10 protein-coding genes are annotated in these 17,165 nt (G+C 75.3%); 4 read left to right on the top strand and 6 right to left on the bottom strand.

Annotated features, from left to right (window positions below):
* Nucleotides 1-133: 133 nt before the first annotated feature.
* From ABT122_RS08725 to eccD, 4 genes are all read right to left on the bottom strand, one after another.
* Nucleotides 134-463: a WXG100 family type VII secretion target gene (locus ABT122_RS08725; protein ID WP_351547481.1), complete on the bottom strand. Its 330-nt coding sequence runs from the start codon at nt 461-463 to the stop codon at nt 134-136.
* Between the two features lie 75 nt (nt 464-538).
* Nucleotides 539-868, bottom strand: coding sequence for a WXG100 family type VII secretion target (locus ABT122_RS08720; RefSeq protein ID WP_351547478.1), 330 nt, complete (start codon nt 866-868; stop codon nt 539-541).
* Nucleotides 856-2,415, bottom strand: a complete 1,560-nt coding sequence (eccB, locus tag ABT122_RS08715) for a type VII secretion protein EccB (protein ID WP_351547476.1) — start codon at nt 2,413-2,415, stop codon at nt 856-858. The genes ABT122_RS08720 and eccB overlap by 13 nt, the downstream gene beginning before the upstream one ends.
* Before the next feature lie 83 nt (nt 2,416-2,498).
* On the bottom strand, nt 2,499-3,926 hold the full coding sequence (eccD, locus tag ABT122_RS08710) for a type VII secretion integral membrane protein EccD (protein ID WP_351547473.1): 1,428 nt from the start codon (nt 3,924-3,926) through the stop codon (nt 2,499-2,501).
* A gap of 213 nt (nt 3,927-4,139) precedes the next feature.
* On the opposite strand from eccD, the gene eccCa reads away from it, so the two are divergent.
* Complete coding sequence (eccCa, locus tag ABT122_RS08705; protein ID WP_351547470.1) at nt 4,140-8,096, top strand: type VII secretion protein EccCa; 3,957 nt, start codon at nt 4,140-4,142, stop codon at nt 8,094-8,096.
* Between the two features lie 541 nt (nt 8,097-8,637).
* On the opposite strand, the gene mycP is transcribed toward eccCa, so the two are convergent.
* Together mycP and eccE are read right to left on the bottom strand one after the other, a co-directional pair.
* Nucleotides 8,638-9,840, bottom strand: coding sequence for a type VII secretion-associated serine protease mycosin (mycP, locus tag ABT122_RS08700; RefSeq protein ID WP_351547467.1), 1,203 nt, complete (start codon nt 9,838-9,840; stop codon nt 8,638-8,640).
* Complete coding sequence (eccE, locus tag ABT122_RS08695; protein ID WP_351547464.1) at nt 9,833-11,578, bottom strand: type VII secretion protein EccE; 1,746 nt, start codon at nt 11,576-11,578, stop codon at nt 9,833-9,835. Before eccE ends, mycP begins: the two co-directional genes overlap by 8 nt.
* A gap of 263 nt (nt 11,579-11,841) precedes the next feature.
* Here eccE and ABT122_RS08690 point away from each other — a divergent pair, with 263 nt between their 5' ends.
* The 3 genes from ABT122_RS08690 (at nt 11,842) to ABT122_RS08680 (ending at nt 17,133) form a co-directional block, all read left to right on the top strand.
* Nucleotides 11,842-12,060, top strand: coding sequence for an MbtH family NRPS accessory protein (locus tag ABT122_RS08690; RefSeq protein ID WP_351547462.1), 219 nt, complete (start codon nt 11,842-11,844; stop codon nt 12,058-12,060).
* Nucleotides 12,061-13,223: 1,163 nt separating this feature from the next.
* Nucleotides 13,224-15,449: a serine/threonine-protein kinase gene (locus tag ABT122_RS08685; RefSeq protein ID WP_351547460.1), complete on the top strand. Its 2,226-nt coding sequence runs from the start codon at nt 13,224-13,226 to the stop codon at nt 15,447-15,449.
* Between the two features lie 115 nt (nt 15,450-15,564).
* Nucleotides 15,565-17,133: a phytoene desaturase family protein gene (locus ABT122_RS08680; RefSeq protein ID WP_351547457.1), complete on the top strand. Its 1,569-nt coding sequence runs from the start codon at nt 15,565-15,567 to the stop codon at nt 17,131-17,133.
* Nucleotides 17,134-17,165 lie beyond the last annotated feature (32 nt).

Here is a 17,165-nt window from a genome sequence, read left to right as displayed (position 1 = left end):
GTCATCCGTCATCCGTCGTGCGTCATGCGTCATGCGTTGTGTGTCATCCGCCGTTCGGCGGGGCCCGTGGTGAACAACGGGGACACGGTTCACCACGGGCGGCTCCCGGCCCGCCGGGCGGGGGTTCGCGGGGTCAGCCGGACATGATCTGGGCGGCCATCCGGTCGCCGCCCTGGTAGATGTCGGCGACGTCACCGGCCCCCAGACCCGCCCGCCCCAGGAATTCCTGGAGCTTGGTGATGGCCTCGTTCCAGCGCCGCTGGCAGTCGTCGTACACCGCCTTGGCGCCTCCGGTGGGGTCCTCGCTCTGCCAGTCGGCGAAGGTGGGCGCTATCTCCGACTCCAGCCTGGTGAGGATCTCCCGCAGGTTGCCGGCTGCCTGGATCAGGGCCTCCATGGAGCCCTTCATCGCCTCGCCGTGGGATATGAAGCCGTCACCGTTGTAGTCGGCGTTGATCGACATGGGTCTCTCTCCTCGGTTCGGTCAGCTCTCGGCTGTTCGCTCGATACCGCGCGGGGTGGCGGTCCGTCGGTGGGGTCACGGGCCCTGGAGGGCGGCCTCCAGGGCCCGGTTCATCTCCGAGACGGCCAGCTTGCTGTCCTCGTCGGTGCGGACCTGGGCCCCCGAGATCTGCTCGATCTTCAGCTCGATCTCCTCCAGGGCACTGAGCGCGTTCTGCATCTCGGTGTCGAAGACGCCCATCATCTTCTGGTAGGCCGTGGACGACTCGGACTGCCAGTACTGCTGGAGTTCCGCGGTGGTCGCCTTGGCGCCCTCGTGTTCGCGGCGCAGATCGTTGCCGGCGTTGACGAGCAGCTCATGACCCTTCTTCATACCGGCGAAGCTGGTGGAGTTCACACCTGACATCTGAGGCTCCTTCGGGATCGGCTCCGGCCCCGGGACGGGGTGCCGGAGGGGGAGGTTCCAGTGGTCGCGGCCGGTGCGGGCGCACGGCCCGGGTCGGCCGCCGACGGCCGTTTGGCCGCCTCGGGGTCCAGGACCGGTCCCGTCGGGACCAGCGCCAGGACCCGGCTCGGCAGGGTCACCGCCGCCGCGGTGCCGTAGCCGAGGGTCTTGGCGACATCGGGGGTGGCCAGGGGGTACTTCACCCCCGCGTCGGTGATCAGGAAGAGGGTGGGGCTCACATCCCCGGCGGTGGACTCCACCTGCGCCAGCACACCGCGTCCGGCGGGCACCACCACCCGGTCGGCGAGCACACCACCGCCCGCAGCCGGGCCGGCGGAGCCCTCGGGCCCGTCCGCCGCGTCCCGTACCGCCAGCCGTACGGCGGCCCTCCGCTCCGCCCCGCCGCCCGGCTCCACCTCGGCGCACGGAGCGAGGGAGCCCGTGCCCGGGTCGGCCACCGGACGCGGCGGGACGGCGGGCAGCCCCGCCTCGTTGAGGGGCCGCTCGGTGATCGCGGTCCGGGCGACGGCCGCCGCGTTGACCCCGACGGCGACGGGGACACCGCCGGGGTAGGCGGGCGCCGTCCTCGGGTCGCCGAGGACGAGCGCCGCCTCGGTCCTGGTCATGGGGGTGATGCCCGCCCGCCACACCAGGAAGTGGTTGCCGTTGGTGTCGTCCCTGAGGACCTGGCCGATCCGGGTGGCCACCCCGCCGACGGTGATCCCCGGCTCACCCCGGTCCGGTACGTCGTCCTGCGCCAGATCGGGACCCGCGGTCAGTGTGTTGAGCCAGGCCGGACCCACCGGGAGCGCCCGGACATTGGCCAGCCCCAGCGCGGTGAGCGCGTTGCGGCTGGTGGCCTCGAATCTGCGGCCGTTCCACGCCACGAACTCCGTGCCCGCGCCCTCCGCGCCGCCGGCGGCCGGACCCGGAGCCGGTACGACCCGCAGCGCCTCGTCCGCGTCCAGGGCCCGCAGCCCCTCCGGCCGGCCCCCGGCGTGCACCGTCACCACGGGGACCCGGCCGCCCTGTCCGTCGTCGGCCTCGGTGGAACAGACGACCCACCTCCCCCGGTCCAGGTCCCGGGCCCCCGGCAGCCCCTCCGGGGCACCGGGGATGCCGACGGCCGGGCCCCGGGGGACCTTCCGGATCGCCTTCGCGGTGACCGTCCGGGGCGTGAGCGCGCTCCTGCCCGTGATCAGCAGGGCCGATGAGCGGTTGGCCACGGGGCGCAGCGCCCCGCCGAGATAGAGATAGCGGCTCCCGTTGTCCTTGACCACCACCAGGGTCCCCTCCTTCTGGAACGCCCTGCTGCTGCCCGGCGAGATGAAGCCGAAGGCCGCGAAGCCCGCCACCGCCACGACCGCCGCCAGCGCCCCGGCGGCCGTGCCCAGGGCGAATCTGCGCATCGGGGTCTCCGGCGCGTCCGGCTCCCCGCGGATCAGCCCCGCCTGCACCCGGCTCAGGGTGAAGAGATGGGCCTGGACCTGGTCCCGTCGCGTCTGCATGGTCGATCCGCCTCGGGTCGGGGGAGAGTGCGGGGGATGGGATGGGATGGGATGGGATGGGAGGGGAGAGGGCGGGGGGGGCGTCAGCCGAAGAGCGCCAGGGCCCAGCCGTACGTCCCGAGGACCGCCAGCAGCACCGGCAGCATCGACACCCCGATCAGCAGTTCACCGATCTCCGCCGCCCGTCCCCAGTAGGGGACGAGCCGCCGGCCCGGCAGCACTCGCGCGGCGGCCAGCAGCAACCCCGCCACCACCACCAGCAGCGGCACCGGACCCACCGGCCGGAGAACGGGCGTCAGCTCCCCGGCCGCTCCCACCACCCCCGCCGCGCACCCCAGCACCGCCGGGACCAGCAGCGCGATCCGCTGCCCCGCCCCGGTCAGCACCCTGGCCCGCAGCAGCAGAGCCGCACAGGACGCCCCGTACAGCGTGGCCGGAGCCCAGCCGTCCGCCGGGTCCAGGGCGAACAGCGCGGCACCGCACACCAGACCCACCGCGGCGAAGAGCGCCGTCATGTACTGGTCGGCGACGACCGCCCGCTCCAGCACCCGGCCCGCTCCGACCGGTTCGATCTGGTCCTGGAGCTCGTCCGCCGTGGTCGGCAGCAGAGGAAGCCGCAGATCCGCGAGGCGGAACGCGGTCATCGGCACGGTGGCGTTGAAGACCAGCGCCACCACCAGCACCACGGCGGCCGACTGGCCCCGCTCCAGCCCGGCCGTCAGCGACAGCAGCCCGCCGATGGCGAGCGCGGCGGCGGCGGTCAGCGCCGCCGCGAAGCCCGGCAGCCAGCGGGCGACGGCCCCCATCGCGAGCACCGTCACGGTCAGCGCGGCCGCCCCCGCCGCCAGCGTCCGCGCGGGCCCGCTGTCCGTACCGGGCACCGCCGCCGCCAGATACCCGGCCTGCGCCGCGAACAGCACCGAGGCGAGGCCCAGCAGCCCACCGAGCGCCGTGTCGTCCAGCACTCGCGCCACCACCGCCCCCGTGACCAGCGCGAGCAGCGCCGCACCGGCCGCCGCGGCGGCCCTCGGCACCTCGGGCCCGTCGAGGAGGAGCACCGCCCAGGCCACCACCAGCGCCAGCGACATCAGCGCCAGGAACATCACCCGGGTCATCCGGTCCGACCACCGGTCGGGGCGGCCCCGCACCCCCTCCGCGACCCCGGTGATCAGATCGTCGTAGTCGATGACGGGCAACTCGGACCGGCGCGGGCGCAGATGGAGGGTCTCGCCGTCGCGCACGGCGAGCGCGGTGAGGGTCCGCTCCTCGTCCAGCGCCGGTTCACCCAGCCGCTGGATCACCCAGCCGTCATGGTCCAGTCCGCTGTCCGCGAGACCGGGACCGGCGCAGCCGAGGAGCGCCGGCATCAGATCGTGCAGCGGAACGTCCGAGGGGACGGCCACCTCCAGGGACGAGGCGGGCGTCACGAGCATCATCCGGCACAGGTCGCCGGCCGCGTGGCTGGTCACACCGGAGTGCACGGCGGGCCCCCGCGACGGGTTCAGAACCATTTCGCGCACCCCGCGCCCCCGCCGGGTCCCCCCTTCCGCGCCCGGACCGTACGGGTTCCGGGGGCGGGTGATCCGGGCTCCCGCCTCCTCCGTGCCCTGGGTACGGCCCGCCCGCACAGCCGCGCCGGCACCCCGCCGCAGGGACCGGTCCGTACGGCACCCCGCCGTACGGACCCCCTCGTGCCCGCCCCGCCCGAACCGATGGGAGGCCAGATGGCCACCGTGCTCTTCCGCCGCTCTCCACGGCGCCCGGCCCCGGAGCTGCCGCAAGGCGAACTCGACCTCCAGGCCCCGCCCACCCTCCCCGAACTCGAACCCGGCGGCATGCAGGCCCTGATGGGCTTTCTGCCCACGCTGATGATGGCCGCCTCCATGGGCATGATGTTCGTCGTCCCCGGGATCAGCACGGGCATCCGCTATGTGATGATGGCCGTCACCGGCCTGTCGGCCGTACTGATGCTCGTCATGAACCTGCTGCGCGGCCCCATGGAGCGCAAACGCAAACTGCGCGGCGAGCGCCGTGCCTATCTGCGGTATCTGGCACAGTCCCGCCGCACGCTGCGCAAGGTCGCCGACCAGCAGCGCAGACACCAGTTCTGGCAGTTCCCCGACCCCGGCGGACTCTGGTCGATCGCGCTGAGCGCCCGGCTCTGGGAACGCCGCCCCGCCCACCCCGACTTCGGTGAGATACGCATCGGCACGGGCGACCAGCCCCTCGCCGTGCGCCCGGTCCCGCCGAGGTCGGCCCCCGCCGAGGACCTGGAGCCCGTCAGCAGCCACGCCCTGCGCCGCTTCGTCGAGGCGTACACCACCCTCCCCGGCGTACCCGTCTCGCTCTATCTGCGCGGTTTCGCCCATGTGCTGCTGGAGGGGGACAGGGACACCGCCCGCGGTCTGGTGCGCTCCCTGCTCGCCGCGCTGGCCGTCCTCCACGCGCCGGACACCCTGCGGATCGGGATAGTGACCACCGGGCGGGCGGCCGAGGAGTGGGAGTGGGCCAAATGGCTGCCCCACACCCTGCACCCGACGGCGTCCGACGGCGCCGGCCCGGTCCGGCTGATCACCGACGACCTCGGCCGGCTGGAGGAACTCCTGGACGGCGAGCGGCTGCGCGAGCGCCCGGGGTTCGAGCCCGCCGCCGAGGTCTCCGCCGACGAGCCCTATGTCGTGATCGTCGTCGACGGCGCCGCGCTCCCCGCCTCGGCGCAGGCCGCCGTCAGCGGCTACCGCAACGCCGTCGTGATCGACCTGGCCGACGCCCTGCCCCGCCGCGACAACCGCTATGTGCTGCGGCTGCGCGTCGGTGACGACACGGTCGAACGGGTCACCCGCGACCGCGCAGGGGGCGAGGCACTCACCCGGATCTGCGCACCCGACACCCTGAGCGCCGCACGCGCCGCCCGGCTGGCCAGGCTGCTCACCGCCCACCGCGTCGGCCAGGCGGGCCCGGACAGCGCGGAGCCGGAGGCCGCCGACTTCGAACTCCCCGCCCTGCTGGGGCTCGGCGACGCCAAACGCCTCGACCCGGCCACCGCCTGGCGGCCCCGCTCGCCCCGGGACCAGCTCCGCATCCCCATCGGCATCTCCGAGCACGGCGGGCCGGTGGAGCTGGACATCAAGGAGGCGTCCCGGGGCGGTATGGGCCCGCACGGCATCCTCATCGGCGCCACCGGCTCCGGCAAGTCCGAGCTGCTGCGCACCCTCGTCCTCGGCCTGGCCGCGACCCACTCCTCCGAGGCGCTCAACCTCGTCCTCGTCGACTTCAAGGGCGGCGCCACCTTCCTGGGGCTCGACCGGCTGCCCCACACCTCCGCCGTGATCACCAATCTCTCCGACGAACTGCCCCTGGTGGACCGGATGCAGGAGGCGCTCCAGTCGGAACTGAACCGGCGCCAGGAGCTGCTGCGCGCCGCCGGCAACCACAGCTCCGTCTTCGACTACGAGAAGGCGCGGGCCGCCGGGGCGCCGCTCGATCCGCTGCCCTCCCTCTTCGTGGTGGTCGACGAGTTCAGCGAACTGCTCTCCCAGAAGAGGGAGTTCATCGAGACCTTTGTGATGATCGGACGGCTGGGGCGCTCCCTCGCGGTCCATCTGCTGCTCGCCTCACAGCGTCTGGAGGAGGGCCGGATTCACGCCCTCCAGTCCCATCTGTCCTACCGGATCGGACTGCGCACCTTCTCCGCCTCCGAGTCCCGCGCGGTCCTGGGTGTGCCGGACGCCCACCATCTGCCCTCCGCGCCCGGCCACGGCTATGTGCGCACGGACACCGACACCCTCGTCCGCTTCCGGGCCGCCTATGTCTCCGGCGCCTACCGCTCTCCCGCCGGGCGCACGGTCCGGCAGGCGGTGATCGAACAGCAGGTGGTGCCGTTCACCTCCCGGTATGTCGAGCCCCATGTCGTCCGCGCCGCCGACACCGCGCCGGACGGCGGGCAGCCGGACACCCCGGACGGCCCGGACGGCCCGGACACCGCCGAGACCATGCTCGACATCATCGTGGACCGGCTCGCCGGCCAGGGCCCGCCCGCGCACAAGGTCTGGCTTCCGCCGCTGGACGCGCCGCCCACCCTGGGCGAGCTGCTGTCCGCCGCCGCCACGGGCGGCGGCCCCGGCGGACTCACCGTGCCCATCGGTGTCGTCGACCGGCCGCTGGAGCAGCGGCGCGATGTGCTGACCGCCGACCTCTCCGCCGGAGACGGTCACATCGGCGTCGTGGGCGCCACCCAGAGCGGCAAGAGCACCCTGATCCGCACCCTGGTGACGGCCCTCGCCCTCACCCGCACCCCGGTCGAGGCGCAGTTCTACTGCCTGGACTTCGGCGGCGGCGCCCTGGCCTCGCTGCGCGGGCTCCCGCACGTGGGGTGCGTCGCCGGGCGACTGGACGCGGACCGGGTGATGCGTACGGTCTCCGAGGTCACCGGCATCCTCGACCGCCGCGAGGAGTTCTTCCGGGACAACGGGGTCGAGTCGATGGCCGAGTACCGCCGGGCGCGGGCCGGGGGGCGCTTCCTCGACGAGGACCCGTACGGCGATGTCTTCCTCGTCGTCGACGGATGGGTGACGCTGCGGACGGAGTTCGAACGGCTGGAGGCGTCCATCCAGGAGATCGCCCAGCGGGGGCTGGGGTACGGGGTCCATCTGGTGATCGCCTCCGGACGGTGGATGGACTTCCGGTCCTGGCTGCGCGACGCGCTCGGCACCCGGTTCGAGCTGAAGCTCGGCGACCCCATGGAGTCCGACATCAACTCCAAGGCGCAGGCGCTGGTGCCCAGGTCCCCGGGCCGGGGGCTGACCGCGGACCGGCTGCACTTCCTCACCGCCGTGCCCCGCACGGACGGAACCGGGAGCGCGGAGGGGCTCGCGGAGGCCCACCGGGGCCTGGTGGAGGCCGTCGCGAACGGGTGGGACGGCCCGGTGGCGCCACCGGTACGGCTGCTTCCGGCGCTGCTCCCGGCCGGGGAACTGCCGCCCGCCGAGGGGGACCTGAGGATGGCGCTGGGACTGGAGGAGGCGGGGCTGAGCCCGCAGTGGCACGACTTCGGGCAGACCCCGCACCTGCTGGCCATCGGCGACACCGAGTGCGGCAAGACCAATCTGCTCCGGCTGGTCGGCAGGGCGGTCACCGAGCGCTACTCGCCCGCCGAGGCCCGGGTGGTCCTCGCGGACACCCGGCGCAACCTCTACGACGCGGTGCCCGAGCGGTACCGGCTCGGCTACGCGGTCCAGGGCTCGGGCCTGGCGGAGCTGGTCAAACAGGCGGCCGGGTCGCTGGTGAAGCGGGTTCCGGGACCGGAGATCACCCCGGACCGGCTGCCCCGGCGCGACTGGTGGCAGGGACCCCGGCTCTATCTGCTGATCGACGACTACGACCTGCTGGCCAACCCGGGGAGCCAGCCCCTGGCGCCGCTGATGGAACTGCTCGCGCAGGGGGCGGAGATCGGGTTGCACGTGGTGGTGGCGCGGAGTTCGGCGAACGCGATGCGGGGGATGAGCGATCCGGCGCTCCGGAGACTGCTGGAGCTGGGGACGCCGTCCCTGCTCTTCTCCTGCGGGAGGGAGGAGGGCAGCTTCCTGGGAGGTGTCCCGCCCCGGAAACTCCCCCCGGGCCGCGCCCAGCTCATCACCCGCCGGGCAACCCCCCGCCTGGTGCAGACGGCCCGCACGTCCTGACCTGGGGGCCCGGGGCCCGGCGGTTCAGCCGGTCCCCGGGGCCCGAGCCGATCCCGCTGATCCAGGACAGAATCCGGCCTGATCAGCCTTCGGGCTGCCGGCGGCGGACACCTCCGGGGGGACCGCGATGCCCGAGCGGACCAACACGGCCGCGCCGGGGGGCTTACGACCATGGCGCCCCGGGTGGTCACCGACGGCACGGGAGGATTCCCCGGCTCCGTCACCCGGGTGTCCGGCGGGGGGACTGTCGCGGGCGGTGACCGGGGCGGCGTGATCGGGCACGCCGAGATCCGGGTCGCCGGCACCGTGGTGACGGCCTTCGGCCCGACACGCCGACACCCCGGCCGGCCCGCCGTGCCGAACCCGCTGAATGTGCGCGTGGCCGGCGTGGACCAGACGCTCGCGCGGGCCCCTGGAGCCGGCGCGGACCGGAGCCGACCGGGGCGTACCGGGGCGTACCGGTGCCGCCGGTCCGCCGGTGACCGCGACGCCCCGGGCCCGAGACCCGGGGCGAGCGAGCCGGACCCGGCGGCCGGGCGGGTCACCGGCCGGTACGCCACCGTCCGTGCCGTGTCCGAAGCGCCCGGCGCCGGGCCAGGGTGAGGGCCAGTACCGCCGCGGCCGTCAGCCCCATGACCCCCAGCAGCAGCGGAAGCACCCCGCGCGCCCCCGGCTCCGCGGCCGCCCCGCCAGAGGCATCGGGCGGCGTCGCCTCCGCGACGGGCGACGGGGTCCGCCCCGGCGGGGAGACCCGCGCCGGAGCCTCCCCGGGCACCACCGCCGTCACCGCCTCGAACGGATTCACGATCCCCCACCCCACCCCGGGCTCCGGCAGCTCCGCCGCCGGATGATCCGCCGTCACCTGGATACGGTGGATCACCTGCTCCACCGTCAGCCGGGGGTGCCTGGCCCGCACCAGCGCCGCCGTCCCGGCCACGAACGGCGCCGCGAAACTCGTCCCCTGATCCACCCGGTGCCCCGGCCCGCCCGTCCCCAGGCTCAGAATGTCCACCCCCGGCGCCGCGATGTCCACGAACTCCCCGCTCGCCGAGAACGGCGCCGGCCGGTCGTCCCGCCCCACCGCGGCCACCGCCAGCACCCCCGGGTACCCGGCCGGGAAGCTCACCGCGCCGGACGCCCCGCCCTCCGCGCCGTCCGTGTTCCCCGCCGAGCTGACGATCAGCACATCCCCGGCCAGCGCGTGCCGCACCGCCTCGTCCAGCAGCCGGCTCCTGGTGGGGGAGTTGACGGACACATTGATCACCCCGGCGCCCGCGTCGACGGCCCGCCGGATCGCCCGCGCCATCCCGTCGGCGGTGCCGTCCGCCCCGTCGGTCGTCTGCCGCACCGGCAGAATCCGCGCACCCGGCGCCACCCCCGCGAACCGCAGCTCCGCCACCGGCCGCGCCGCGATGATCCCCGCGACGAAGGTCCCGTGCCCCACGCAGTCGGTGTCCCCCCGGCCGCTGTCGCCCACCACGTCCGCGCCGCGCAGCACCCCGCCCGCGAGCTGCGGCACCGTACCGTCCACGCCGGAGTCCACCACGGCGACGGTCTGACCCTCCCCCTGGGTGAGGTCCCAGGCGCGCTGCGGGTCCAGCCGAGCCTGGGACCAGGGCAGTTCGGGAGTGGTGCGGACGGACGCGGACGCGCACCGGTCGGCGGGCGCGGCCGCTGCCACCGGCCCGCCCACGACCAGGAGCGCCGGGACGAGCACCGCGCCGACGAACCTCCGCTCAGCCATGGCTCGGCGGCACCGGGGCGGTGAGGAGGGCCTCCTCGGCCGGCACCGGCCTGATCCACAGTGTGCGCAGCTCCCCGGGGAGCAGCAGCGCGCTCGCGTCGCCGGGCAGCACCGGCAGGGTTCGCAGCGCCTCTCCGGGCAGCCCGTAGGCCTCGGTCAGCCGGCGCGCGGTGGGCAGCGCGACCCGGGGGGCCAGTACCGCGTCGTACCGGCGCAGCGCCTCGGTGTCCCCGCCGGGCGGTTGCCGGTGCAGGCCGACACCGAGCTGCCAGGCGCCCAGATCGGGCCTCGGCGCGCCGCCGCCCCCGGTGAACTCGTCGACCACCACCACCGGACGGAGCGGCGAACCGGGCGGCGGGGTCGCACCGCCCGGCAGGCCGATGTCCAGCCGGTCGCGACCGGCCCCACAGGCTCTCAGCAGCCCCGCCCACACCTGGGGTCGCGGTGACCGCACATGCACCAGTGCCCCCGCCGCGAGCAGCCGGAACACCACGAGCGCGGCCCGCTCCCGCTCCAGCAGCACACCGAGCCGCAGCGGCTCCCGCCGGATCAGCGGGACCGGTACGGGAACGCCGTCGCGGTCGGTGCCGAGGACGACTCCCCCGGCGGCGAGGGGCAGCACGGCGGGTGCCCGGCCCCGGTCGGCCCCGCGTCCCGGCGACAGCCCCAGGGGCACGGTGGCCAGCAGCCCCGCCGCGTGCTCCCCGTCGAGCCGCGCCAACGGGGTGCCGAGGGCGCGGGCGGCGGACGGCAGTCCGTCGCCGGCCTCCCGGGCCGCCCCGGCGGTCCGTACCGCGACGGCGCACTCCCGGGTGGTGGTGAAGGTCACCGACAGCGCGGTGGCACGGGCCGGGAGCGCCGCCAGCAGCTCCGGCAGTCCGGTGAGACCGGTCTCCCGGGGCCACTTCCGTACCCGGTGGGTGACATGGCCGGTGCCGTGGGCGCGCCACTCGCTCCAGCTCTCGGCCGCGGCGGGCCCGGTGGCCCCGCCCGGCCCCGGCGGCGCTCCGGCCGCCTCGGCCAGCGCCCCGGCGGCCTCCTCCTCGTCGAGGACCCGGGCCCGCCACCCCGCGTCCGCGAGTACGGCGACGGCCGCGAGCACACCGCGCCGCAGCACCCGGCGGATTCCCGGCTCCCCGCCGCCCCGGGCCGCGATCGCCGCGGCGCACCCGGCCTCGTCCAGCCGGACCGCCACCCAGATCTGCCGCAGCACCGGAGCGGAACCGGTGTTGAGCTGGCGGTAGGCGCCGGCGCACAGCTCCCCCGCGCCGTCGGGGCCGTCCGGCGCGCCGACGCTGTGCACCAGGAGCTGGACGGAGTCGTAGCAGATGTCGTCGAGGTGGAGGAGGTCGCCCAGTTCCCGCAGCGGCAGCTCCCGGGGGCCGCCGCCGTCCCCGGGCCCCGGGCCGGACTCGACGGCGACCAGCGACACCCAGGCCCGGCCGTCGTGCACGATGCCCAGCCGGGTACGGCTGCGGCCCTCGGCACGCCGCACACTCAAGCGCGGCAGCAGGGGCCGCAGCGCGGCCGCCGGGCCGCTGGGGGAGGTGCCGGGTGCGCGTCCCCGGGCCCACAGCAGCAGCCGGGCCGCCGCCCGGTCGGCGAGGGACCGGCCCCCCAGCCGTACGGTCGTGACCCCGGTCAGGAGCGCGGCGGCGGCCAGCGAGGCGGCTCCGGGCAGGGGCGGGGCCGCGACGCCGACCGCCGCCAGGGCCGCCGCGGCGCCCCAGACCGTCACGCGGCCGACCGGGGGCCCGGTCGGCGGAGCGCCATGGCCTGGCGGGTGTTCACGGGGCAGCGGTGCGGGCCGCCGTCCCCCGGTGGAGCCGTCCGCAGGGCGCTGTGCCACCGCCGTCATCTCTGTTCCGTCCTTCCCGTGGCGCCGGTTCGTCTCAACGGGAGCACGGGCGGAGCCCGTCGCCCGCTCAAAACCCGGGAGTGAACCACCGGGGGCACCCGGCGCGTGCTCAGGGCAGCAGCCGCCTTCCCGAGGAGACCACCATGCCGAACCCCGCCGAGCGCGCGGACGACCACGGACATGTCCTGCTGACCAACGGGGAGGGGCTGCACGGGTTGTGGCCCGCCGGGGCGCGGGTGCCGGAGGGCTGGGAGCGGACGCTGGACACTCCCCGGCGCAAGGAGGGCCTCGAAGCGGTCCTCGACCGCCTCACCGGCCTCCGCCCGGTCACCTTCACCAAGCGCTCCGCGCTGCCCCACTGAGACCCCCTGACGCCTCGGGAGCCCGGGCCCCCGGCGGCGAGGCCCACCACTCTCCCTCTCCGGTGTCCGGGGCAGGCGACCACGCCTGTGGGCGTTTGAGGCGTGCCAATCCACCCGTGCGGACGTTTGAGGCGCGCCCTCTCAGCCCCTCCGGCGACCCGAGGCACGAAATCCTGCCCTCCGGCGTTTGAGCCGGCCCTCAGCCTCTCCGGCGATCGGGCAGCGCCACTCCAGCCTCTCCGGTGTTCGGGCAGCGCCACTCCAGCCTCTCCGGTGTTCGGGCAGCACCCCTGGCCTCTCCGGCGCTTGGGCAGCACCCCTCAGCCTCTCCGGCGTTCGGGCCGCGCCCCCGGCCTCTCCGGCGCTTGGGCCGCCCACCCCAGGCCCGCTGGCGACCTGGGCAACCCCAGTCCGGCCGGCGTTTGGGCAGCGCCCCTCATCCTCTCCGGCGTTCGGGCGCCTACCCCAGGCCCGCTGGCGACCTGGGCAACCCCAGTCCGGCCTGCGATTGAGCCGCGCCCACTCAGCCCCGCCGGCGTTTGAGGCGCGGGGGTTCGGGGGCTGGCCCCCGACCGTGGCCCGCAGGGTGCGGGGTCCTGTGGACCAGGGTCCGTCCTCAAGCGCCGGACGGGCTGAGATGGTTCGGGCCTCCTGTGGACCAGAGTCCGTCCTCAAGCTCCCCCGGAGCTGCCTCTGGGAGGTGCCCCCAGACGGGCTGGGTGTGCTGGACGGGCTGAGATGGCTCGGGCCTCCCGTGGCGCGGGGTCCGTCCTCAAGCTCCCCCGGAGCTGCCCCCGCACGGGCTGAGATCACCCCGGCTCACCCGTGGCGCGGGGCCCTCGAACGCCCCAGAGCTCCCTCTGGGAGGCACCCCACAGACGGGCCGAAGACACACATGCCCGGGCGCCCCGCGCACACCCCCGCGAACACGGCCCCCCAATTCCGGTTGGCGCCCCCCTCCCCCCGGGCAAGTTCCCCTCAAGCCCCCCGGAAGGAACCCCCACCCCGTGCCCCCACCCCCCTGCCCTCCACCCCGCCCCCGGACCCCCGGGGCGCGGCTCGGACCCGCCGGGCGGCCCGGCCCGTACAAACCGCGCGGTCGGGCGGCCATACTGGTGCTGCCGTGGAGGGCGGAGCGGAAAGACGGGGGCTGACACCACGCGATGGCGGAGACCAGGCTGATCCAGGGCCGGTACCGGCTGCTCGAAGTCATCGGGCGCGGGGGCATGGGCGAGGTGTGGAGCGCCGTCGACGAGTCCCTGGGGCGCCGGGTCGCGGTCAAGTGCCTCAAGCCGATGGCGCCCCAGCACGACTCCGCGTTCACCACGGTGCTGCGCGAGCGCTTCCGCCGGGAGGCCCGGGTCGCCGCCAACCTCCAGCACCGGGGCGTGACCGTCGTCCACGACTTCGGCGAGTACGAAGGGGTGCTCTATCTCGTCATGGAGCTGCTGGAGGGCCACAACCTCAGCCAGCTCCTGGAGCAGAACAGCCGCCGCCCGCTCCCGGTCCACGAGGTCGTCGACATCGCGGAGCAGGTCGCCGACGCCCTCGCCTACACCCATGAGCGCGGCATCGTCCACCGCGATCTGAAACCCGCCAACATCATGCGGCTCACCGACGGCGCCGTGAAGATCTGCGATTTCGGCATCGCCCGCCTCGGCGAGGACATGGGCATCTCCGCCAAGCTCACCGGCACCGGCATCGCGATGGGCACCCCGCACTACATGTCCCCGGAGCAGATCGGCGGCGGCGTCATCGACCACCGCAGCGATCTCTACTCCCTGGGGTGTGTGCTGTACGAGATCGTCACCGGCGTGCCCCCCTTCGACCACGAGGACGCCTGGGCAGTCCTCGTCGGCCACCGCGACACCGTGCCGCAGCCCCTGCACACCCACCGCGACGACATCCCCGACCACTTCCAGCGGGTGGTGCTCGACCTCCTCGCCAAGACCCCCGACGAGCGGCCGTCCGACGCCCGTGACCTGCGCCGCCGAATCGTCCGTCAGGGAAGCGCCCACGCCGCCCCGGTCCCGGTCCCGCCCGGCTTCGAGCCGGGGCTGCCGGGGCTGCCGGGGCTGCCGATGTGGACCCGGGGGATGACGGCGGGTCACAAGGCGGTGGACACCGGGCTGCGCACCGTGCTCCCCGACCACAGCGCGGGCCTCACCGGGGAGTGGACCACCCTGACCGACCCGCGCGGCGGCGGAGGACTGCCGACGCCCCGGGCCGGGACCGAGCGGCCCACACCGTCGCCCGAGCTGCTCGGCGTGCTCGCCGGCCGGCACAACGCCGGGCTCAGCCTCGGCCGGCTCGGCCGCTGGGAGGAGGCCGGGGAGGTCCACCGGGCGGTCGCCGCCGAACGCGAGCACGCGCTCGGCCCCGACCACCCCGACACCCTCGCCAGCCGCTACGAGGTCGGCTTCACCCTCAGCAGGACCGGCCGCGCCGAGGACGCGCTGCGCGAGTTCGTCCGCGTCGCCGACGGCAGGGAGCGGGCGCTGGGCCCCGACCACCCGGACACCCTCGCCGCCCGGCAGGAGACGGCGTACGTCCTCGGACAGCTCGGCCGCCACTTCGAGGCCAACGACGTCTACGCCGCCGTGCTCGCCGCCCGCGAGCGCGGCATGGGCCCCGACCACCCCGACACTCTGCGCTGCCGGCACAACCTCGCCTTCAATCTCAGCAGACTGGGGCGTCTGGAGGACTCCTTCCGGCTGGTCTGCGAGGTCGCGGCGGCGCGGGCGGCGGTGCTCGGCGCGGAGCACCCCGACACCCTCGTCACCCGGTACGAAGTGGCGTACGCCCTGGGCAGGCTCGGCCGCTGGACCGAGGCGCTCGCCACCTACCGCGAGGTGGCCGCGGCCCGGGCCCGGGCGCTGGGCCCCGACCACCCCGACACCCTCGCCGCCCGCTACGAGGTCGGCATAAGCCTCGGCCGCCTCGGCCGCAGCACCGAGGCCCTGGAGCTGTACCGCCTCCTGGTGGACGACCGCACCCGGCTGCACGGCCCGGCCGACCCCGAGACCCTGCGCGCCCGCCACGGCCTCGGGGTCAACCTCGGCCGGCTCACCCGCTGGGACGAGGCGCTCACCGAGGCCCTGGAGGTCGGCGCCCTGCGCGAGCGGGTGCTCGGCCCCGACCACCCGGACACCCTCGTCAGCCGCCGGGAGGTGGCGGTCGGCCTCGGCTGGCTCGGCCGCTGGAACGAGGCCCTCACCGTCTACGGACAGGTCGCCACCGCCCGCGAGCGGGTGCTGGGCCTCGACCACCCCGACGCCCTGGCCAGCCGCAACGACGAGGCGCACTGCCTGGAACAGCTGGGCCGCCACACCGAGGCCGTGCAGCTCTACCGCAGGGTGGCCGCCCTCCGCGAGCGCCGCGGCACCTGACCGCTCCCGTCACCCGACCGCCCCCCAGCACCCGCGCCCAGCACCCGCGCCCCCCGGCTCGTCGCGCGCGCCTGCTCTCTGGGAACCCGCCCCCGGGGGCACTAGGGTCCCGGGCATGCCCGTACACAGCTCGCCCCTCCACAGCTCGTACGACGCCGTCATCGTCGGCGGCGGCCACAACGGCCTGGTCGCCGCCGCCTATCTCGCCCGCGCCGGACGCTCGGTGCTGGTCCTGGAGCGCGCCGCCGCCACCGGGGGAGCGGCGGTCTCCACCCGCCCCTTCGCCGGGGTCGACGCCCGCCTCTCCCGCTACTCGTACCTCGTCTCGCTGCTCCCCGGGAAGATCGTGCGCGATCTCGGGATCGCCTTCTCCGTACGCAGACGCACCGTCTCCTCGTACACCCCGGCCGGCTCCGGCGGACTGCTGGTGGGCGCGGGGCGGACCCGGGAGTCCTTCGCGGCGCTCACCGGCGACGAGCGCGAGTACACGGCCTGGCGCGACTTCCACGCCATGACCGCGCGGGTCGCCCGCCGGGTCTTCCCCACCCTGACCGGGCCGCTGCCGACCCGAGGGGAGCTGCGGGAGCGGATCGACGACGAGCGGGCCTGGCGGCTGCTGTTCGAGGAGCCCCTCGGGGTGGCGGTCGAGGAGTGGTTCTCGCACGACCTGGTCCGGGGGGTGGTGCTCACCGACGCCCTCATCGGCACCTTCGCCGACGCCCACGACCCGTCCCTGATCCAGAACCGCTGCTTCCTCTACCACGTCATCGGCGGCGGCACCGGCGACTGGGATGTGCCGGTCGGCGGCATGGGAGCGCTGACGGACGCGCTGGCCGCCGCCGCCCGCGACGCCGGGGCGGAGATCGTCACCCGGCACGAGGCGACCGCGATCGAGACCGACGGCACGGACGCCCGGGTCGCCTTCCGCGCCCTGGCCGCCGACGGCGCCGGCCGTGCCGAGGGAGCGGTCGGCGCCCGCCGGGTGCTGGTCAACGCCTCACCCACGGAACTGGCCGCCCTGCTCGGCGAGGAGCCGCCACCGGCCGTCGAGGGCGCCCAGTTCAAGGTGAACATGGTGGTGCGGCGGCTGCCCCGGCTCCGGGACCACTCCGTCGACCCGCGCGATGCCTTCGCCGGCACCTTCCATGTCTCCGAGGGGTACACCGCGCTGGCGAGGGCCTACCGGGAGGCCGCCTCGGGCCGGCTGCCCGGCGCACCGCCGTCGGAGCTGTACTGCCACTCCCTCACCGATCCGTCGATCCTCGGCCCCCGGCTCGCCGCCGAGGGGTGCCAGACCCTGACCCTCTTCGGTCTCCACACCCCCGCCCGGCTCTTCGCCGGCGATCACGACGCCACCCGTGCCGCGCTGCTGGCGGCCACGCTCGCCGAACTCGACACCCATCTGGAGGAGCCCATCGAGAGCTGCCTCGCCACCGACGAGAACGGCGAGCCCTGTGTCGAGGCCAAGTCACCGCTCGATCTGGAGCGCGAGCTGCGGCTCCCCGGCGGCCACATCTTCCACCGGGACCTGGCGTTCCCCTACGCGGACGACGCGCCGGCCGGCCGGTGGGGCGTGGCGACCCGGCACCCGAATGTGCTGCTGTGCGGGGCGGGCGCGGTGCGCGGCGGGGGAGTGAGCGGAATCCCCGGCCACAACGCCGCGATGGCGGCGCTGGGCCACTAGACCGTCTACTTTCGGATCGTGCCGGGCTCGCG

Source organism: Streptomyces sp. NPDC001985, from assembly GCF_040296845.1.
GTDB lineage: Bacteria > Actinomycetota > Actinomycetes > Streptomycetales > Streptomycetaceae > Streptomyces.
The sequence above is the reverse complement of the archived record's forward strand: the minus strand, read 5'-3'. Positions and strand labels throughout refer to the sequence as shown.